Source organism: Nonomuraea recticatena (assembly GCF_039533245.1).
GTDB lineage: Bacteria > Actinomycetota > Actinomycetes > Streptosporangiales > Streptosporangiaceae > Nonomuraea > Nonomuraea roseola.
This window is the reverse complement of the sequence record NZ_BAAATE010000019.1, coordinates 164,311-181,699: the sequence shown is the minus strand read 5'-3', so window position 1 is coordinate 181,699 and position 17,389 is coordinate 164,311. Positions and strand designations below refer to the sequence as shown.

The following is a 17,389-nucleotide window of genomic DNA, read 5'->3' as shown; positions in this document are numbered from 1 at the left end:
TGAAGGACAGGTCACTGAAGACCGGGGTGTCGTCAGGCCAGGAGAAGGACAGGTTGGAGCAGATGATGAACGCATCGGACATGCGGAAGACCTCGTACGTACGTGATCCGGGCGCGCCGAAGCCGCCCGGCAAACGGGACAGGGATTCGGGTACGACGACGGGGGCCACATCGGCGGCGGTCATGTGCGCCTGCCGGGGCCGGTCAACCTCCGGTATCACCCGGAGATGTCGTCGTCACCTGCCACGTCTGGTCTCCTAGCTTCCGAACGAGCGTTTTTCACCATAGCAGCCGTCGAGAACAGCGCGCGGCGGCCGGCCGGACCTCCTCCTGCCTCGACCGGTAGCCAGCTGCCCTGAGCAGCGACGGCTTCAGCTCCGGCACGGTCGAAGCCCGATCAGAGCGGGTGCCGGCCGCGGGCGCCGATGAGCGTGCCGAGTCCGTCCATGAGCATGCCGAGCCCGAATCGGAACGCCCCCTCCGGGTCGGTCGCCAGGCCGGTGGCCTCGCCGAGGCTCGCCGCCACTCGCCTGGCGACGGGATAGGAGGCGCCCGCCATCGCCTTGCCCAGGCTCGGCCCGACGCTCTCCCACCACTGGGTGTCGGTCAGGGAGCTCTCCTGCCTGATGCGCCGCAACGAGATCGTCTCGCGCGCCGCGTTGGAGACCAGGCCGAGGATCGCCGTCAGGGTCTGGTCCATCTCGATGTCGCTCAGGCCCAGCCCGTCGAGAGCGGAGAGCTCGATCTCGTACTTGCCCGAGACGCCGGGTCCGGGGACCGGGCGGCCCGCCGCGATGTCGACGGTCCACGGGTGGGCCATGTGGTGGTCCCAGTTGGCCTGGGCGATGTGCTCGATCCTGGCCCGCCACCGCCCTGCCTGCGCCGGTGGGGTGGTGTGGGCGTAGACCTCCGCGGCCACGGCGTCGAGCATGAGCTCGAGGAGCTCGGACCGTCCGGCGATGTAGGGGTAGAGCGCCATCGTGCTGACGCCGAGGTCGCCTGCCACGCGGCGGATGGTGAGCGCGTCGAGCCCCTCCTGGTCGGCCAGGGCGATCGCCGCCCGGGTGATGACCTTCGGCGTCAGCCCTGACCGGCTCACGGCCTCCGTGGGCCGCCACAGCAGCCCGATCAACTTGGCCGGATCGCCCGGACGCTCCGCTCTCTTGGCCACCGAGGGCTCCTCTCTGGTTTCTTACAATGTATTGTACTGCGTAAGAAGCATGACTACGCAGGAGGCAGGCTGCATGACCTCGCAATCGGTGGCAAGCCCCACGACGGCCCCGATCGTCGCTCGGGGAATCCGCAAGCACTTCCCCGGCAACGCGCGCCCGACGCTCGACGGCGTGAACCTCACGGTCGAGGCGGGGCGGGTGTGCGCGTTACTCGGCGGCAACGGCGCCGGCAAGACCACGATGGTCCGGATCTTGACGACGCTGACCCTCCCCGACGCGGGCACGGCCCGCGTCGCGGGCCATGACGTCGTACGAGAGGCGACGCAGGTGCGGGCCTCTGTCGGGCTGGTCGGGCAGTACGCCGCGCTGGACGAGCTGCTGAGCGCGCGCGAGAACCTCGAGCTGTTCGGCAGGTTGTCGGGCCTGACCCGGCGCAGCGCTCGTGACAGGGCCGGCGAGCTGCTCGAAACGGCAGGGCTGGCCGACGTGGGCAGGCGGCCGGTGAGCGCGTTCTCCGGTGGGATGCGCCGTCGTCTCGATCTGGCGACCTCCCTGATCACCACACCAGGCGTGCTGTTCATCGACGAGCCCACCACGGGACTCGATCCCGAGGCGCGGCACGGTCTGTGGGCCTCGGTGCGCGCCCTGGCCGCCGCCGGGACCACTGTCCTGCTGACCACCCAGTACCTGGAGGAGGCGGACGCGCTCGCGGACGACGTGGTGATCCTGCGCGAGGGCGCCGTCATCGCCCAGGGGACGCCGGACGACCTCAAGAAACTCGTGGGGGAGCCTCGCCTGGTGCTGCGCCGGCCCACCCTCGAAGACGTCTACCTCCACCTGCACGCGACAGAGCCCGAAGGAGCGCCCGCCTCATGACCACCTCGACCCTGTCCGACCCGGTACGCACGCGCCTCTGGAGAGACGCGGCGATCATCACCGGACGCACCATGCGGCACTGGCGGGCCAGGCCCGGAGTCTTCGCGATCCAGCTCCTGTTCCCCGTCCTCGTCATCCTCATGATGGGCGGCCTGCTCGGAGGCGCGATCGCGGGAAGCGCGGGAGACTACATCCTGTTCGTCATCCCGGGCGTCCTGGCGTTCACGATGCTGTTCGGCGTGGAGACGACCATGATCGCGGTCACCACCGACGCGGCGAAGACCGTCACCGACCGGTTCCGCTCGCTGCCGATCGCCCCCGGTGCGGTGCTCCTCGGCCGCGTCATGGCCGACATGCTGACCTCGGCCCTGGAGATCGCCATCATCACCGTGGCCGGTCTCGCCCTGGGCTGGCGGTGGGAGAACGGGCTGCTCGCAGCGCTGCTGGCCTACGGGCTGTTGCTGTGGCTGCGCTTCGGCCTTCTCTGGGTCGGTGTCTGGGCAGGCCTGAAGGCGGGCTCACCCGAGGCCGTGAGCGCCGCGCAGCTCCTGGTCTGGCCGATCGGGTTCCTGTCGACCGTGTTCGTCGACCCGGCCACCATGCCCCGCTGGCTCGGCGTGGCCGCCGAGTGGAACCCGCTCTCGGCGACGGCCACCGCCGTCCGCGAACTGTTCACCGGCGCCTACGCCGGGGGACAGACCTGGGCCGCGCAGCACGCGCTCGCCACCGCCGTGATCGCGCCGCTCCTGCTCACTCTGATCTTCGCACCCCTCGCGATCCGTACCTTCCAAGGACTCAACCGATGACCGATGTGATCAGGATCCGCGGCGCACGAGAGAACTCCCTCAAGAACGTCGATCTCGACATCCCCAAGCGCTGTCTGAGCGTCGTCACCGGCGTGTCGGGCTCGGGCAAGTCCTCCCTGGTCTTCGACACGCTCGCGGCGGAGTCGGGGCGGCAGCTCAACGAGACGTTCTCGGCCTTCGCGCAGGGGCGCCTGCCCAGCTACGGGCAGCCCGACGTCGACCACCTGGAGAACCTGTCCGCGGTGATCATCGTGGACCAGAAGCGCCTGTCGGGCGGCCCGCGCTCCACCGTGGGCACCGCGACGGACATCGGGGCGCGCCTGCGGCTGCTGTTCTCGCGCATCGGCACGCCGTCCGCCGGCTACTCCAACGCCTACAGCTTCAACGACCCCGCAGGAATGTGCCCCAACTGCCAGGGCCTGGGGGTCTCCGCCGCTGTCGACGTGGGCGAACTCCTCGACGAGAACAGGTCGCTGGCCGAGGGCGCGATCACCTTCCCGCCCTTCGCACCTGGACAGTGGATGTGGAAGGCATACGCGCGCTCGGGGTTCTTCGACGTCGACAAGAAGATCCGCGACTACACCCCCGAGGAGCGTGACATCCTCCTGCACACACCCGCCGACACCCTCAGCCCACCCGCCGGCATGGACGCGGTCGGCACCGCGTACGAGGGCCTGCTCCCCCGCTTCACCCGCATCTACCTCCAGCGGGAACCGGAGGCGTTCAAGGGCAGGCAGCGTGAGGCGTTCGAGCGGATCGTCACCCGGCGCCGCTGCCCCCAGTGCGGCGGCTCACGACTGGCCGAGCCCGCGCGCAACAGCCTCATCGCAGGGCGCTCCATCGCCGACTGCAACGCGATGCAGGTGGACGAACTCCTCGCCGTCATCGACACCCTCGACCATCCCGAGGTCGCACCTCTGCTCAGCAGGCTGCGCGAGCACCTGCAGCGCCTGGTCACCCTCGGCCTGGGCTACCTGAGCCTCGACCGCGCGACCTCCACCCTGTCGGGCGGCGAGTCCCAGCGCATCAAGATGGTGCGCCACCTCGGCAGCGCCCTCACCGACATGCTCTACGTCTTCGACGAACCCACCGTCGGCCTGCACCCCCGCGACGTCCACACGCTCGGGCAGATGCTGCTCGCCCTCCGCGACCGCGGCAACACGGTGATCGTGGTCGAGCACGACCCGGAGATCATGGCCATCGCCGACCACTGCATCGACATGGGGCCTGGGGCAGGAGCGGCCGGCGGTCACGTCGTCTTCCAGGGCACCTACGCCGAACTCCAGCGGGCCGACACCCCGACCGGCGCGGGGCTGCGGGCGGAGCGGACCGAGCGCGCGGATCCGCGGCCCGCGAGCGCGTGGATGCTGATCGAGCGTGCCGGCACCCACAACCTCCGCGACGTCACGGTACGCATCCCGCGCGACGTCATGACCGTGGTCACCGGCGTCGCCGGATCCGGCAAGAGCAGCCTCGTCCTCGGTCACCTGCCGGCCGTCGAACCCGACGCCGTCGTGATCGACCAGCGGCCCATCCGCGGCTCCAGGCGGTCCAACCCCGCCACCTTCACCGGCCTGCTCGACCTCATCAGGCAGATCTTCACCCGAGCGACCCGGCAGCCGGCCGGGCTGTTCACACCGAACTCCTCCGGTGGCTGTCCCGCCTGCGAAGGCACCGGCCTCATCTACACCGACCTGGCGTTCATGGAGGGCGTCACCACCCGCTGCGAGTCGTGCAAGGGCAGGCGCTTCACCCCCGAGGCGCAGCGCCACGAGGTCGACGGGCGCACCATCGCCGACGTCTTCGAGATGAGCGTCGACGAGGCCCGGCGCTTCTTCTCCCAGAAGCCGGTCCTGTCCATCCTCGATCGTCTCGCCGACGTCGGCCTCGGCTACCTCACCCTGGGCCAGTCGCTCGACTCCCTGTCCGGAGGCGAGCGCCAGCGGCTCAAGCTGGCCGCAGAGCTGGCCACCCCCGGCCGGACGATCGTGCTCGACGAGCCCACCACCGGTCTGCACATCGCCGACATCGATCGGCTCATCGGCCTGATCGACCGGCTCGTGGACTCCGGCTCGACCGTCATCGTCATCGAGCACAACCTTGACGTCATCCTCGCCGCCGACTGGGCCATCGACCTCGGACCCGACGCGGGACGCGACGGCGGTGACATCGTCTTCGAGGGCACCCCGCACCAGATGATCGCCACCTCCGCCACCCACACCGCCCGTCACCTCCGACGCCACCTCGCCGCCCGCTCCCGGCGGTAGCCGGCCGCCCGAGCACGTCTGGGCACGCATGCCTGAGCGTCGTCGTCCTGCGGACGCGGTGGCGCGCGGCACCCTGCGCCCCCGCCGCCCGCCCGCCGATCCGCGACCCGACGGCCACAGCCGGGCGCGCGGCCGGCCGGATCGCCGGGAGCGGGGCCTTCTGCGTCAGGCGTCGGCGACGTCCCGCGCCGGACGGAAGCCGACCGCGTGGTCGTGCGCCCACTCGCGGAACGTGCGGGCGGGACGGCCGGTCACCTCCTCGACGGTCGTGGTGACCGGCTCCGGCTCGGTCACGATGCCGGCCCAGTAGTCGAGCGCGTCGTCCACCACCGCGGGGTCGCCCCAGGAAGCGATCATCTGCTCGCGGGCCTCCTCCCGCGGCTGCTCCTCGAAGCGCAGAGGGCGGCCGATGACCTCGCCGATGATGCGGACCTGGTCGGCCTGGGTGATGACCTCCGGCCCCGTTAGCACGTGGCTCCTGCCACTGTGGCCGTCCTCCGTCAGCGCCCTGAACGCCACGGCGGCGATGTCGGCCTCGTGGATGAGCGAGCGCGCCGCGCCGGCGTACGGTGCGCGAACCACTCCACCGGTCCTGATGTCGTCGGCCCAGCCGAGGGTGTTGGTGGCGAACCCGCCCGCCCGCAGGAACGTCCACTCCACGCCGGACCGCCGCACCAGCTCCTCGATCTCGCCCCACACCCCGTTCTGCGCCGTGTCGCGCCCGTCCTGCACGGAGAAGGCGGAGACGTAGACGACCCGGTGCGCGTGCCGGGCGATCGCCTCGACGACGGGCTCCGCCCCTGCGGCCGAGAAGAACGGCCACAGCAGGAACACCGCGTCCACGCCCTCCAGGGCCGCCTCCAGAGTCTCCGGCTCGGTCAGGTCCCCGCGCACCACCTCGACGCCGCCGGGCAGGCCGGCCCGCCCCGGATCGCGGGTCAACGCCCGCACCGCCACGCCCGCCTCGGCGAGCAGGGACACCAGGTGCCTGCCGATGTTCCCCGTCGCACCGGTCACCAAGATCTTCTCTGAGGTCTTCATGCGACCATGCTCGAACGTGAACCAAGGTTTAAGTCAAGCCCCTCATGACACAAGGACGCCTCGGGTATTCCGCGAACTTTCGTCTGCCCGGTGGCATCCAATGAATCATGAAAAAGCTACGCAAGACGCTCGCGCTGACCGCGTTGTCCCTTGTCTCGGGCACCGTCCTCGTCGCCTCGCCGGCGCACGCCGCGCCCACCGGTACGGCCGGCTGTCCCACCCCCACCAAGGCGGAGACCCGCCGATCCGCTGACGGGAAGGAGGACCGGCCGGCCAAGGGCGCCACCGCCCTGAAGGGCGTGCGCGTCGGCCACCTGCCGAAGGGCTTCCTCGCGGGTCAGGTCGTGGTGAACAAGCTGCGCGGGGCCGTCGAGTACGGCTACCAGTGGTACGACGACCGCGGCGAGATCGACAGGAAGCACCGGTCGCTGTGGGTGCGCGTGGTGTGCTGGCCGGCGGCAGGCAAGCTGTCCCACCTGAAGAAGGCGCCGCTCGACCTCGGCACCTTCTCGGGCCACGACAAAACCGCCAGGATCGGCGGGCGCACGGTGCTCACCAAGGAGGGCGACGGAGCTCTCGGGCACGGGCGCTACGTCGGCTGGGTCGAGCGCGAGGGTGTGATCGTCACCGTGATGGCCAGCGAACCGCTCGTCCCCGAGCTCGACAAGATCGTCAAGGGGATCCGGCTGTGAATGAGGCGGTCTCCCGGCGGGACCCGGGGTCGTAGCTCTCGCGACAGGGCGGACGTTCAGCGGAACAGGTGGGCGTTCTCGTCCGCCCAGTCGTCGAAGCCGCGCAGCGGGCGGCCGATGATCTCCCGCACGGCGGGCCGCTGGTCGAGCGTCCACCGGGTGAGTTCGGCGAGCCGCGCGCCGTACTCCTCCAGGGCGTACAGCGTCACGTCGATGCCGCTGTCGGGCCAGCCGTGACGCCGCCAGTTCGCGCGGCTGTCGTCGGGACTCACCTCGACGGCCGCGATGTCGCCGCCGACGGCTCTGGCGATGCTCGCCACGCGCGATCTGGTGCTGATCGGCGGTCCGACCGCCTCGAGGACGGCCCCGGCACAGTCGTCGGCACGCAGCGCCGCCACCGCCACGGCGGCGAGGTCGTCCTCGTGGATGAAGGGATAGTGGCCGCCGTCCAGGAAGGCCTCTCGCACGACGCGCTCGCCGATGATCGTCTGCGGCCAGTCCGACCCCGTGGCGGGATAGGTGCCCTCGATCATCGCCCCCATCACCGCTGAAGGGCGGATGTGCGTCCACTCCATCCCGGAGCGTTCGACGGCCCGCTCGATGGCCAGCCAGAACCACGTCTCCGGCGGATAGGCCTCCTCGTACTCCGGCCCGTGGGAGGACAGCACGACGATCCGCCGCACACCTGCGACCCTGGCGAGCTCCAGGGCGTCCCGCACCGTCGTGGGCACGGCTCCGGCGAGGAAGACGCCGTCGACGCCGGCGAAGACCTCGGCGTACTCCAGCGGCCGGGTGATGGACCCCTCGACGACCTCGACCTCGTCAGGCCAGCCGTCCATCTGGGCGGGCTCGGCCAGAACGCGCACCCGATCCCCCGCGTCCAGCAGTTGCCGCGCCAGGCTCCGCCCGACGATCCCCGTGGGGCTGCTGCCCGCGTCTTTTCTGGCGCTGACGGCGGTCAGCAGGCGCAGACCGACCTGCGAGGCATTCGTGAACCGTTTGATTCCGCCCATGGCAAGAGCCTCCAACACGAGAGTGGAGATCTTGCGCCGCCCCCGGTGGCAGGGGGAGGTTGCGGATCCGAGATCGCCGACCCTACCACCCGCACAGAACGCCGCGTGCCCGCCACGGAAGCCGGCGCCGAGCGGGTCGAACGCCGCCCTCGACGCCGCGCTCCGCGCTCAGCAGGAGGTTCGCGCGCCGAACCCGCCGCGCCATACCACCCGGCTGAGGGGGTACGGCTGAGGTTGTACGACCCGGTGAGGAAAGGCGTGGCTCATGTGCCGATGGCTTGTTTACTCGGGAACGCCCGTGCTGCTGTGCGACGTGATGTACCGGCCGGTGCCGTCGCTGATCGACCAGAGCCTGCGCTCCCGGATGGGGGTGGAGACGACGAACGGCGACGGGTTCGGCATCGGCTGGTACACCGACGACATCGCCACCCCCGCGATCTTCAGGGACACCGGTCCCGCCTGGAACAACCGCAATCTGCGGGAGATCGCCGACCATGTGCGCTCTCCGCTGTTCTTCGCCCACATCCGCTCGTCGACCGGCACGGCGGTGCAGCAGACCAACTGCCACCCGTTCCGTCACGGACGCTGGATGTGGATGCACAACGGCGTGGTCGCGGGCTTCGACCGGCTCCGGCGGGAGCTGTGCATGGCCGTCGATCCCGCGCTGTTCTCCCGCATCGAGGGCACGACGGACTCGGAGGTGATGTTCTACCTGGCGCTGACGTTCGGCCTGGACGAGGATCCGCCGGGGGCCGTGGCCCGCATGGCCGGTCTGGTCGAACGGCTCGGCCACGACCACGGCATCGAGTTCCCGCTGCAGATGACGGTCGCGACGTCGAACGGCGAGCGGGTCTGGGTCTTCCGCTACTCCAGCCGGCGCGAGTCGCGCACGCTGTTCTACAGCTCCAGCGTCGAGTCTTTGCGCGCGCTGCACCCCGATGTCGCGTGGCTGCGCGGGCTGTCCGCCGACACCCGCCTGGTGGTGTCCGAGCCGCTCGGCGATCTGCCTGGAGCCTGGAACGAGCTCCCCGAGAGCAGCTACGGCGTCATCCCGCCCGACGGCGAGCTGCTGGCCGGGTTCGATGTGGCGATGACGGCTCACTGACCTACGCGCGGTCCTCGGGGACGGCCAGCTCGCCGAGGAGCGACCAGTCCTGCTGCGCCACCTCCGCGTTCACGATCCGCGGCGTCTCCGCCAGATACCCGGGAAGCGCCTGCTGCGCCTTCCTGAAGTGCTCGGACCGGACGTGGGCGGCGCCTGCCTCGCCGTCGCGGAACGCCTCGACCAGGACGTACTCGTCGGGCCTGTCGACGCTGCGCGACCAGTCGAACCACAGGCAGCCGGGCTCGCCGCGGGTGGCCCTGGTGAACTCGTCCGTGATCTCGGGCCACCTGTCGGCGTGCTCGGGCCGGACACGGAACTTCGCGGTGATGAAGATCATTGTTGCTCGCTCCTTCAAGCTCGGAACCCGGCCCACGACACCAGGCGAGACGAGGCTAACGCCCGCCCCATCATGATCGTCGACGGCTCGCTCGGCGAGCGGGTCGTCCGCTACAGTCATCCCGGGCGAACCGCCCACCCCTCACGTTGGGAGCGCATGATGGACGTACTCTCGACGCTGGCGCTGATCGCCGCGACGCTGTCCATGGGAATGGTCTCCAGCGTCTTCGCCCTCTACGCGCACACCGTCATGCCGGGCCTCAGGCGGACCGACGACCGCACCTTCGTCGGGGCGTTCCAGGCGCTCGACCGGGCGATCATCAATCCGTGGTTCATCGGCGGCGGCTTCCTCGGCGCGCTGCTGTTCACCATCGCCGCCGCCGTGACACAGCTCGGCAGGCCCGCCTTCGCCTGGATCGTCATCGCACTCGTGCTGTACGCCGTCACCGTCGTCATCACGATCGCGGTCAACGTGCCGCGCAACGACGCGATCAAGGCGGCGGGAGACCCTGACCGGATGGACGTGGCCGCGGTCCGCCGGCAGTTCGACGAGGCCAGGTGGGCCAGGTTCAACCTGGTCCGCGTGTTCACCAGCGTCCCCGCCTTCGCGCTGCTGGTCTGGGCGCTCGTGCTGCACGGCCAGTCGTCGGCCTGACGGCCGCCCTCGGGTGGACGGCCACGGCGTCCTCGACCGTCCACCCTGGTGTCACGGCGCGCCGGCGAGGTCGTCGGCGGCGATGTAGCCGAAGGTCATCGCGGGACCGAGCGTCGAGCCCGCTCCCGCGTAGCTGTGGCCCATCACCGCCCCGCTCGCGTTGCCCGCGGCGTACAGGCCGGGGATGACGGATCCGTCCGCGCGCAGCACGCGCGCCCGCGCGTCCGTGCGCATCCCGCCCTTGGTGCCGAGATCCCCTGGGACGATCTTGAGGGCGTAGTACGGCGGCAGCCACAGCGGCGCCAGGCAGGAGTTCGGGCGGACGGCGGGGTCGGTGTAGTAGTGGTCGTAGACGCTGTCGCCGCGATGGAAGTCCAGGTCCTTTCCCGTCCGCGCGAAGCCGTTGAACCTGGTGACCGTCTGCCGCAGGGCCGCGGAGGGGACGCCGATCTTCGCCGCCAGGTCACCGATCGTCCAGGCCTTGTGGACGGCGCCCGCGGCGTACCAGGAGTCGGGGAACGGCAGCGTCGGCGCGAGGTCCTTGAACAGGTACCTGTTGCGGTAGTTCTGGTCCACGATCAGCCAGCAGGGAATGTGCGGCCCGCTGGCGTTGCGGTCGTACATGACGTGCACGACGTCGCTGTACGGCGCGCCCTCGTTGACGAACCGCACGCCGTCCCCGTTGACCAGGATGCCGCCCGGCAGCGTGCGCTCGGCCAGGCAGAAGTACGGCTCGTCCGGCAGCGGGATCGCCGGGCCCCACCAGGCGTCGTCCATCAGGTCGAGCGCGGCCCCGGCGCGGCGGCCCGCCCTGATGCCGTCACCGGTGTTCTCCTGGGCGCCGACCGTCCAGTCCGTCCCGATGGGCTGTCGCTGGAACTCCGTGCGCATGGCCAGGTCGTGCTCGAAGCCGCCGGAGCCGACGATGACGCCGCGCGCGGCCCTGACCAGCACCTGCCCGCCGTTGTGCGACACGACCACGCCCGTGGCCCTGCCGTCCCCGTCGAACCGCAGGTCCACCAGCGGCGTGTTCAGCCGCACCGGCACCCCGGCGGCCAGCAGACCCGCGCGCAGCCCGCCTGCCAGCGCCTGGCCCATCGTCAGGGGGATCTCCCCGCGCAGCGCGGCGGCGGTGTACCTGGCCACGCACTCGGCGGAGACGGCCGCCCCCTTGAGGTTGACGGCGGCGAGGTTGAGCCACTTGTAGTCGGCGCTGAACACGACGAGCCCCGCGGGCGTGGGGATGTAGGCGGGGTTCAGATGGGCGAGCTCGGCGCCGAGGGCCCTGCCGTCGAGCTGGTCGGGCTCGATGGAGCGGCCGTTCGGCATCCCGCCCTGCAGCTCCGGATAGTAGTCGGAGTAGCCCTCCATCCAACGGAAGCGCAGGGGGCTGTTCCGCATCACGAACGAGATCATCGCCGGGCCGTGGGTGAGGAAGGCGGACTGCCGGTCGGCGGGCACCCCGCCGCCCACGACCGCCGCGAGGTAGGCGGCCGCCTTCGCGGGCGTGTCGGGGACGCCCGCGGCCAGGATGACCTCGTTGTTCGGGATCCAGATGCCGGCTCCCGAGCGGGCCGCCGAACCCCCGAACGTGGGCGCCTTCTCGATCACCACGGTCCGCAGCCCGCGCCTGGCCGCCCGCAGCGCCGCCGTCATACCTGCCGCGCCTGAGCCCACCACGACGACGTCGTAGTCCTCGACGGCCGCGTAGGCGGTGCCGCCGAGGCCGCCCAGGACGCCGGTGGTGAGGACGGCTCCCGCCGCCCCGCGTAACACCTGCCGCCTGGTGTGCCCTGGGAGGGGCGTCGGCTGGGGGTTCTGGTCCGTGGGCATGGCGCATCCCTTCGACGTGAGGCTGATCTGTGGCCGGCGCTTCGCGCCTGGCGTTGACGAAGCATGCGCTTGGTTGGTAGACCTGTCAACGGCGCGGGCCACGTCCCGCTCACTCCTGGGGCGCCTCGTCGGTCCAGCCCAGCCGCTTGACCACGTACGAGTCGAACACTTCGCCGTCGCCGGACTCGCTCGCCTGACCGTCCGCCGGGATCAGCGCGTCATGTACGGCGAGCAGATCGCCGCTGTCCCTGTCGATGACGATCTGCTGTGGCGCAGGAGAGGCTCCGGACATCAGCGCGACCCACCTGATCCCTACGCTACCGGGGTCGAGGACGCGGCGGACGGCCGCTCTCCAGAGCTACAGCTGACGTAGCGCCTGCATGGCCTCCCGCTCGATGCGCGAAAGGTCGTGGAGGATGACGCCGGCCTGCTGGAGGTGTGCGTCGTCGCCGCTCTGCCCGGCTTCGGCGATCAAGCCGGCCACCTCCGTCCACATGGTGGCGGCCTCGCCGTACAGCCGGTGGCCGGTGCGCAGGCCGTCGTCGTCGATCAGCCCGGCGCACTCTTCGAGGAAGTCACGGTAGAGGGCGCGGAACAGGGCGCCGCCGGTGCCCGCCTTCTCCATGAGGAGGGCCGCCTGCGGCAGGTCCCGCTCTGGCCGCTCCACGCGCAGCAGCCACCTGGGCACCTGGCCGGCGGCCTTCTCGATGCCGCGATGGCCCACGTTCGCGATGGGGGCGGCCAGGAAGGCGTCAGCGCAGGCCTTGATCGCGGGGATGAGCTGGTCCTGCCAGCGGGGCGGGTGCGCCGGCAGCGAGATGGCGAAGGACCGGTTCCTGGCGGTCATCGGGCCACGTTCGGCCCTCGCCATCGCCAGGCTGGTCCGGCTGGTGCGCACCGCTCCGCCCTGCTGCTCGGTGTCCACCAGGTAGGCATGGTGTTCGTCGTAGCCGTACATCGCGACGACATGGCCGCCGAAGCGCACCTTGGACCGGAAGTAGTCCAGGTGGTAGCAGTCGAGCTGGAGGCCGACCGGCCGGCCGACGTCGAGTTGGCCGGCCACGTTCTCCCACGCCTTGCGCGGTGAGGTGGTCTCCTCGACCCGCAGGGTCAGCCCCAGCCTGGCAGCCAGATTCCGGGTGAGCTCGAACGGCTTGACACGGCCTCCGAGGAAGGGGAAAGCCATGGCCTTGCTGTCCCAGTAGATGAAGGACAGGCCCGAGCCGAGCCCGAACAGCATGGGCTCGGACAGATCAAGCCCCTCGTGCCGCAGCAGCACCCCGAGCGCCGTCGTCTCGCAGTGCTGCATGCCCCGGGCCTCGATGTCCTCCACGATCGTCATGCGTCGCTCTCCTCGATGACTGGGCGATGAACGGGTGCGGAGCCGCTGTCCGGCACGCCGGATCTTCAGCGGCTCCAGTGGACCAGCATGAAGTCTCCCTCAGGGGGAGAGTCCAGCCGCCGTGGTGTCGCGGAGCATGAGGGACAGGGCGTCGCAGTGGGAAGGCGCCACGCGGTCCCGCGCGTTGTGGTTCGATGATCATCCATGAACGCAGGCTCAACGGGCGGGCGCGAGTCCGGGTGGAGAAGACGGCTCGTGCTGCTCGCGGCCCTGCTCGCGGTCCTCCTCCTGGTGGCGGCGGGCCTCTACCAGCTGATGAACGCGCGGACCTTCCAGCTGGCGGGGCAGCTGACCCACCGGGTGGCGACCACCGAGAAGGTCGTCGCCCTGACCTTCGACGACGGCCCCGACGAGCACACCGGCCAGATCATCGACGTCCTCGCCGAGCAGCGGGTCCGCGCGACGTTCTTCGTCATCGGCTCCCAGGTGGAGGCCAGGCCGCAGGACGCGAAGGCCCTCGTGGCCGCGGGGCACCAGCTCGCCAACCACACCTACAGCCACCAGCGCATGGTCTTCGTCTCCCCCTCCACCGTGGCGAAGGAGGTCGAAAGGACCGACGCGGCCATCCGCGTGGCGGGTCAGCGCGGCGAGATCCCGTTCCGTCCGCCGACGGGCAAGAAGTTGCTGATGCTGCCGCTGTACCTGGCCGAGCACCAGCGGCACACGGTCATGTGGGACGTGGAGCCCGACTCCGGCAGGACCCCGGGGGCCACCGAGATCGTCGCCGCCGTGCGGGAGCAGACCAGGCCGGGGTCGATCATCTTGCTGCACCCGTGGTACGCCGGCGGGGCGAGCACCCGCCAGGCCGTCGAAGGCGTGATCACCGGCCTCCGCGAGCAGGGCTACCGGTTCGTCACGGTCTCCGAGCTGCTCGCCCTGCAGCGCGGATGAGCGGCCGGAAGGGCCTTCAAGCGGGCTCGCCCTCGCTGAACTTGCGGGTGTCGCGGGGCTCGACATAGGGCTCCTGTCCTGCGGGGTGTCCGTCCCTGATGGCGCGTTCGCGGGCGAGTTCGGCGTCGAGCTCCACCCCGAGCAGCACGGCGATGTTGGAGATCCACAGCCAGATCAGGAAGACGATGACACCGGCCAGGGCGGCGTAGGTCTTGCTGTAGGAGCCGAAGTTGGTCACGTAGAAGCCGAACGCGGCGGACGCGATGATCCACACCACGACGGCGAGCATGCTGCCGGGGGTCAGCCAGCGGAAGCCGGGATGCTCGACGTTGGGCGCGGCCCAGTACAGCAGGGCCAGGACCAGCGCCACCATGATCACCAGGATCGGCCACTTGACGATGCCCCAGATCACCAGCGCGGTCTCGCCGATGCCGAGGACCTTTCCCACCTGATCGGCCAGCCCGCCGGTGAACACGACCGCGACCGAGCCGATGGCCGTCAGGATCACCAGAACCGTGGTGATGGCCAGGCGCAGCGGCAGGGTCTTCCAGATGGGCCGGCCCTCGGGCATCTCGTACACGATGTTGGCGGCCCGCATGAACCCACCGACATAGCCCGAGGCGGACCACAGCGCGACGGCGATACCCAGGATCGCAGCGATGCCGGCGGCACGCTGGTTGCCCTGCAGGGCCTGCAGCACAGTGTTGAGAGTCTGCCTGGCGGGCCCCGGCGCCATGGCGCCCAAATTGTCGATGAGCGACTGGGTGGTCGACTGACCGAACAGGCCGAGCACCGAGACCACGGCCAGCAGCGCGGGAAAGATCGACAGGGTCGCGTAGTAGGTCAGAGCCGCGGCCCAGTCGGTGAGGTGGTCCCCCTGGAACTCCTTGACGGTGCGTTTGAGCACGTCCCACCACGACCTCTTGGGCAGCTCCGTCGGCTTGTCCGGGGTGTCACCGCCGACCGGTTCCCCCGGCCGGTCGGCGGCGGCGCGTCTACTCATGACCGCGAGCCTTCGATGGTTTGCGTCGGTCGTCGCCTGGCCAGTGCCCGGTCGTCCTGCGGACACCCTGCGCGCCGGCGCGTTGAATGGCCGCCTTCACCAGGCCGAAGATGGCTCCCTGCACCATGGCGGCCACGAGCACCTGCCGCCAGGTGTAGTCCTGGTCGTCGGCGTCAGGCGCGTCGTCCTGCCCGGCGACGACCTTCCACACCTGCTTGAACAGCGCGCCCGCGATCATCCCGCCCAGCACGCTGATCAGCAGTGACAGTGGCTTGTAGATCAGGGCCATCGCACCTCACCCCATTTCGACGTGCCGGCGGGCCCGGCGGCGGCGCAGCCACACGAACATGAGCAGGCCGATCCCCGCGGCGGCGGCGCCGCGCGCCCCTGGCGTGGCCGCCGGTGACGTGGCGACGTGGCGCACCTGTACCCCGCTCCGCCGAGCGGCCCACAGCGCTCGCTGCCAGGGGGTCTGCCTGACGGCGTTGCGGCGGCGCAGCCACGCCGTCACGGCGACGGCCCCGCCGCCCGCCGTCGCGACCGCGGCGGTGGCGACGGCGCCGCGACGCACCGCCGGCATGGCGTTGTCCTTCGTGGCGATCTCCCGCGCCTTGGTGGTGACCTCGGTGGCCATGGTCCGGACGTGGGCTTCCGCCTGGTGCGCATGAGCGGCGAGGTTCGCCTTGACGTGCTCGGTCTTGTCCTTGGCCCCGGCCTTCGCACGGGCCTTGACGTCGGCCTTGGCGGCCAGCGCCTCCACGATGTCCCCCAGGTCCTCGCGCATCTGGGCGATGTCGGCACGCAGCCGCGCGGTGGAGTCGGTCTTGTCATCCCCCTGGGGCGACCCGACCTGGGTCGAGTTCGTACTGTGGGATCCGCTGATGGTCATCGTCGTACTCTTTCTTGATCTCGGTCACGTCTTGTCGGGTGCTGTCGATCGCCCGCCAGGGAGGTGCCGGCGCATCGCGTAGGCGACCCGTTCGCGGCCTGTCAGGCCCACCGGCAGGCGGTTGCACCGTGTCATTGCCGTTCGTCTCCTCGCCTGCTGCGCGCAGCCTGCGACGTTCCTCCCCTAGCTGCACCGCTACCCCTCGATGGCCCTCACCATGTGTCATCAGGGCAGGCTCCCTCGTCGGGGACAGGTCAGGGGGAAGCGGAGGAGACCGGAAAGCCGTGGCCCTCGGCGAGTGCCGCGGAAGGGCTCTGCGGGCCGCGATCACTCGATCGCCTGACGGGATGACGAGCTCGGGCCGCGCCCGGGATGGATGAGACGCTCGCTTATGCGCCTGCGCGTCTCGACGATGTTCAGTCTTACCGCCGGCTGATGGACTAGAGCCATGACGAACAACGACAACACCACCACCCTGGTTCTCGGAGCTACCGGCAAGACCGGCCGCCGCGTGGCGGACCGCCTGAAGGCGTTGGGCCGCGACGTGCGCGCCGGCTCCCGCCCCGATTTCGACTGGGAGGACAGCGCCACCTGGGCGCCGATCGTGCGCGACGTCCATGCCGTCTACATCACCTACTACCCCGACCTGGCCTTCCCCGGCGCTCTGGACCGCATCCGCCAGTTCACCGCGCTGGCCGTCCAGGCCGGAGTGCGCCGCCTGGTGCTGCTGTCGGGCCGCAACGAGGAGCTGGCCCAGCAGGCCGAGCAGGTCGTGCTCAACTCCGGCGTCGAGGCCACGATCGTGCGCTGCAGCTGGTTCATGCAGAACTTCAGCGAGGGCTGGCTGCTCGACCCGGTGCTGAGCGGCACGATCGCGCTGCCCGCGGGGGAGGTGACGGAGCCCTTCGTCGACGTCGAGGACATCGCCGACGTGGCCACCGCCGCCCTCACCGAGGAAGGGCACGCGGGGAAGGTGTACGAGCTCACGGGGCCGCGCCTGCTGTCCTTCGCCGAGGCCGCGGCGGACATCTCCGCCGCCAGCGGCCGCGAGGTCGCCTACGTGCCGGTCACCCCCGAGGAGTTCGCCGAGGGCGCACGCGCGGCGGGCCTGCCCGAGGACGAGATCGTCGGCCTCAACGCGCTGTTCGCCGAGGTGCTCGACGGCCGCAACGAGAGCCTCGCCGACGGGGTACGGCAGGCACTGGGCCGACCGGCGCGCGACTTCACCCAGTACGCCAAGGACGCCGCCGACGCCTGGCGCGCCTGAAACGCGAGGTTGCCGACTCGGCCGGCGCCGACCGCACGAGGTCCTCGGCGGCGTGCCGGTCGCCGGTCAGCAGGTACGCCGCGAGGCGATGCGTACAGGATGCGCGGCATACCGGCGGGGCTTCGTGATCGCGTCGTTGCGA

At 70.6% G+C, this 17,389-nt stretch carries 19 protein-coding genes; 8 read left to right on the top strand and 11 right to left on the bottom strand.

Annotated features, from left to right (window positions below):
* On the bottom strand, positions 1-184 hold a 184-nt coding region (locus ABFX50_RS31155), incomplete at its 3' end, for a hypothetical protein (RefSeq protein WP_346151314.1).
* Between the two features lie 212 nt (positions 185-396).
* Positions 397-1,170 (bottom strand): TetR/AcrR family transcriptional regulator, encoded by a 774-nt coding sequence (locus ABFX50_RS31150; RefSeq protein ID WP_346151312.1) that lies wholly within the window; start codon positions 1,168-1,170, stop codon positions 397-399.
* Between the two features lie 73 nt (positions 1,171-1,243).
* On the opposite strand from ABFX50_RS31150, the gene ABFX50_RS31145 reads away from it, so the two are divergent.
* The 3 genes from ABFX50_RS31145 to ABFX50_RS31135 are packed head-to-tail and all read left to right on the top strand — an operon-like array spanning position 1,244 to position 5,120.
* A complete protein-coding gene (locus ABFX50_RS31145; protein WP_428834713.1) occupies positions 1,244-2,047 on the top strand; it encodes an ABC transporter ATP-binding protein in 804 nt (267 codons plus the stop codon).
* Positions 2,044-2,853 carry an ABC transporter permease gene (locus tag ABFX50_RS31140; RefSeq protein WP_346151310.1) on the top strand — a complete coding sequence of 270 codons (810 nt, stop codon included), beginning with the start codon at positions 2,044-2,046 and terminating at the stop codon, positions 2,851-2,853. The genes ABFX50_RS31145 and ABFX50_RS31140 overlap by 4 nt, the downstream gene beginning before the upstream one ends.
* Entirely contained in the window at positions 2,850-5,120 is a 2,271-nt protein-coding gene (locus ABFX50_RS31135) for an ATP-binding cassette domain-containing protein (RefSeq protein WP_346151308.1), read from the top strand. The genes ABFX50_RS31140 and ABFX50_RS31135 overlap by 4 nt, the downstream gene beginning before the upstream one ends.
* A gap of 165 nt (positions 5,121-5,285) precedes the next feature.
* Here the strand turns inward: ABFX50_RS31135 and ABFX50_RS31130 are convergent, their stop codons facing one another.
* Positions 5,286-6,161 (bottom strand): SDR family oxidoreductase, encoded by an 876-nt coding sequence (locus tag ABFX50_RS31130; RefSeq protein ID WP_346151307.1) that lies wholly within the window; start codon positions 6,159-6,161, stop codon positions 5,286-5,288.
* Positions 6,162-6,268: 107 nt separating this feature from the next.
* On the opposite strand from ABFX50_RS31130, the gene ABFX50_RS31125 reads away from it, so the two are divergent.
* On the top strand, positions 6,269-6,853 hold the full coding sequence (locus tag ABFX50_RS31125; RefSeq protein ID WP_346151305.1) for a hypothetical protein: 585 nt from the start codon (positions 6,269-6,271) through the stop codon (positions 6,851-6,853).
* 56 nt (positions 6,854-6,909) lie between these two features.
* Here the strand turns inward: ABFX50_RS31125 and ABFX50_RS31120 are convergent, their stop codons facing one another.
* The gene (locus ABFX50_RS31120) at positions 6,910-7,866 is read right to left on the bottom strand and encodes an NAD(P)H-binding protein (RefSeq protein WP_346151304.1); all 957 of its coding nucleotides are present in this window, start codon (positions 7,864-7,866) and stop codon (positions 6,910-6,912) included.
* Positions 7,867-8,131: 265 nt separating this feature from the next.
* On the opposite strand from ABFX50_RS31120, the gene ABFX50_RS31115 reads away from it, so the two are divergent.
* A complete protein-coding gene (locus ABFX50_RS31115; protein ID WP_346151302.1) occupies positions 8,132-8,971 on the top strand; it encodes a class II glutamine amidotransferase in 840 nt (279 codons plus the stop codon).
* Between the two features lies 1 nt (position 8,972).
* Here ABFX50_RS31115 and ABFX50_RS31110 read toward each other — a convergent pair whose 3' ends face one another.
* Positions 8,973-9,308, bottom strand: coding sequence for a putative quinol monooxygenase (locus tag ABFX50_RS31110; protein ID WP_346151299.1), 336 nt, complete (start codon positions 9,306-9,308; stop codon positions 8,973-8,975).
* 156 nt (positions 9,309-9,464) lie between these two features.
* On the opposite strand from ABFX50_RS31110, the gene ABFX50_RS31105 reads away from it, so the two are divergent.
* Positions 9,465-9,962, top strand: a complete 498-nt coding sequence (locus tag ABFX50_RS31105; protein ID WP_346151297.1) for an anthrone oxygenase family protein — start codon at positions 9,465-9,467, stop codon at positions 9,960-9,962.
* A 51-nt stretch (positions 9,963-10,013) separates the two neighbouring features.
* Here the strand turns inward: ABFX50_RS31105 and kstD are convergent, their stop codons facing one another.
* The 3 genes from kstD to ABFX50_RS31090 all read right to left on the bottom strand — a co-directional run bounded on the left by kstD (position 10,014) and on the right by ABFX50_RS31090 (position 13,137).
* Positions 10,014-11,795, bottom strand: coding sequence for a 3-oxosteroid 1-dehydrogenase (kstD, locus tag ABFX50_RS31100; protein ID WP_346151295.1), 1,782 nt, complete (start codon positions 11,793-11,795; stop codon positions 10,014-10,016).
* A gap of 109 nt (positions 11,796-11,904) precedes the next feature.
* A complete protein-coding gene (locus tag ABFX50_RS31095; protein WP_346151294.1) occupies positions 11,905-12,087 on the bottom strand; it encodes a hypothetical protein in 183 nt (60 codons plus the stop codon).
* A gap of 66 nt (positions 12,088-12,153) precedes the next feature.
* Positions 12,154-13,137 (bottom strand): BtrH N-terminal domain-containing protein, encoded by a 984-nt coding sequence (locus tag ABFX50_RS31090; RefSeq protein WP_346151292.1) that lies wholly within the window; start codon positions 13,135-13,137, stop codon positions 12,154-12,156.
* Positions 13,138-13,341: 204 nt separating this feature from the next.
* On the opposite strand from ABFX50_RS31090, the gene ABFX50_RS31085 reads away from it, so the two are divergent.
* Complete coding sequence (locus tag ABFX50_RS31085) at positions 13,342-14,088, top strand: polysaccharide deacetylase family protein (RefSeq protein ID WP_346151290.1); 747 nt, start codon at positions 13,342-13,344, stop codon at positions 14,086-14,088.
* A 16-nt stretch (positions 14,089-14,104) separates the two neighbouring features.
* Here the strand turns inward: ABFX50_RS31085 and ABFX50_RS31080 are convergent, their stop codons facing one another.
* From ABFX50_RS31080 to ABFX50_RS31070, 3 genes are read right to left on the bottom strand one after another with little or no spacing between them, the layout of a single operon-like run.
* Positions 14,105-15,091 carry a YihY/virulence factor BrkB family protein gene (locus ABFX50_RS31080; protein WP_346151288.1) on the bottom strand — a complete coding sequence of 329 codons (987 nt, stop codon included), beginning with the start codon at positions 15,089-15,091 and terminating at the stop codon, positions 14,105-14,107.
* Complete coding sequence (locus ABFX50_RS31075; RefSeq protein WP_346151286.1) at positions 15,084-15,380, bottom strand: DUF4235 domain-containing protein; 297 nt, start codon at positions 15,378-15,380, stop codon at positions 15,084-15,086. Before ABFX50_RS31075 ends, ABFX50_RS31080 begins: the two co-directional genes overlap by 8 nt.
* A 6-nt stretch (positions 15,381-15,386) precedes the next feature.
* Entirely contained in the window at positions 15,387-15,980 is a 594-nt protein-coding gene (locus ABFX50_RS31070) for a DUF3618 domain-containing protein (protein ID WP_346151284.1), read from the bottom strand.
* Between the two features lie 448 nt (positions 15,981-16,428).
* Between ABFX50_RS31070 and ABFX50_RS31065 the strand changes: the two genes are divergently transcribed.
* Entirely contained in the window at positions 16,429-17,247 is an 819-nt protein-coding gene (locus ABFX50_RS31065; RefSeq protein ID WP_346151283.1) for a Rossmann-fold NAD(P)-binding domain-containing protein, read from the top strand.
* Positions 17,248-17,389 lie beyond the last annotated feature (142 nt).

Bases quoted from the DNA above. Each gene is read 5' to 3' on its own strand.
- ABFX50_RS31140 (WP_346151310.1), top strand. From the start codon at position 2,044: ATGACCACCTCGACCCTGTCCGACCCGGTACGCACGCGCCTCTGGAGA.
- ABFX50_RS31090 (WP_346151292.1), bottom strand. From the start codon at position 13,137: ATGACGATCGTGGAGGACATCGAGGCCCGGGGCATGCAGCACTGCGAG.
- ABFX50_RS31065 (WP_346151283.1), top strand. From the start codon at position 16,429: ATGACGAACAACGACAACACCACCACCCTGGTTCTCGGAGCTACCGGC.
- ABFX50_RS31095 (WP_346151294.1), bottom strand. From the start codon at position 12,087: ATGTCCGGAGCCTCTCCTGCGCCACAGCAGATCGTCATCGACAGGGAC.
- ABFX50_RS31080 (WP_346151288.1), bottom strand. From the start codon at position 15,091: ATGAGTAGACGCGCCGCCGCCGACCGGCCGGGGGAACCGGTCGGCGGT.
- ABFX50_RS31120 (WP_346151304.1), bottom strand. From the start codon at position 7,866: ATGGGCGGAATCAAACGGTTCACGAATGCCTCGCAGGTCGGTCTGCGC.
- ABFX50_RS31105 (WP_346151297.1), top strand. From the start codon at position 9,465: ATGATGGACGTACTCTCGACGCTGGCGCTGATCGCCGCGACGCTGTCC.
- ABFX50_RS31135 (WP_346151308.1), top strand. From the start codon at position 2,850: ATGACCGATGTGATCAGGATCCGCGGCGCACGAGAGAACTCCCTCAAG.
- ABFX50_RS31130 (WP_346151307.1), bottom strand. From the start codon at position 6,161: ATGAAGACCTCAGAGAAGATCTTGGTGACCGGTGCGACGGGGAACATC.
- ABFX50_RS31110 (WP_346151299.1), bottom strand. From the start codon at position 9,308: ATGATCTTCATCACCGCGAAGTTCCGTGTCCGGCCCGAGCACGCCGAC.
- ABFX50_RS31070 (WP_346151284.1), bottom strand. From the start codon at position 15,980: ATGACCATCAGCGGATCCCACAGTACGAACTCGACCCAGGTCGGGTCG.
- ABFX50_RS31115 (WP_346151302.1), top strand. From the start codon at position 8,132: ATGTGCCGATGGCTTGTTTACTCGGGAACGCCCGTGCTGCTGTGCGAC.
- ABFX50_RS31085 (WP_346151290.1), top strand. From the start codon at position 13,342: ATGAACGCAGGCTCAACGGGCGGGCGCGAGTCCGGGTGGAGAAGACGG.
- kstD (WP_346151295.1), bottom strand. From the start codon at position 11,795: ATGCCCACGGACCAGAACCCCCAGCCGACGCCCCTCCCAGGGCACACC.
- ABFX50_RS31075 (WP_346151286.1), bottom strand. From the start codon at position 15,380: ATGGCCCTGATCTACAAGCCACTGTCACTGCTGATCAGCGTGCTGGGC.
- ABFX50_RS31145 (WP_428834713.1), top strand. From the start codon at position 1,244: ATGACCTCGCAATCGGTGGCAAGCCCCACGACGGCCCCGATCGTCGCT.
- ABFX50_RS31125 (WP_346151305.1), top strand. From the start codon at position 6,269: ATGAAAAAGCTACGCAAGACGCTCGCGCTGACCGCGTTGTCCCTTGTC.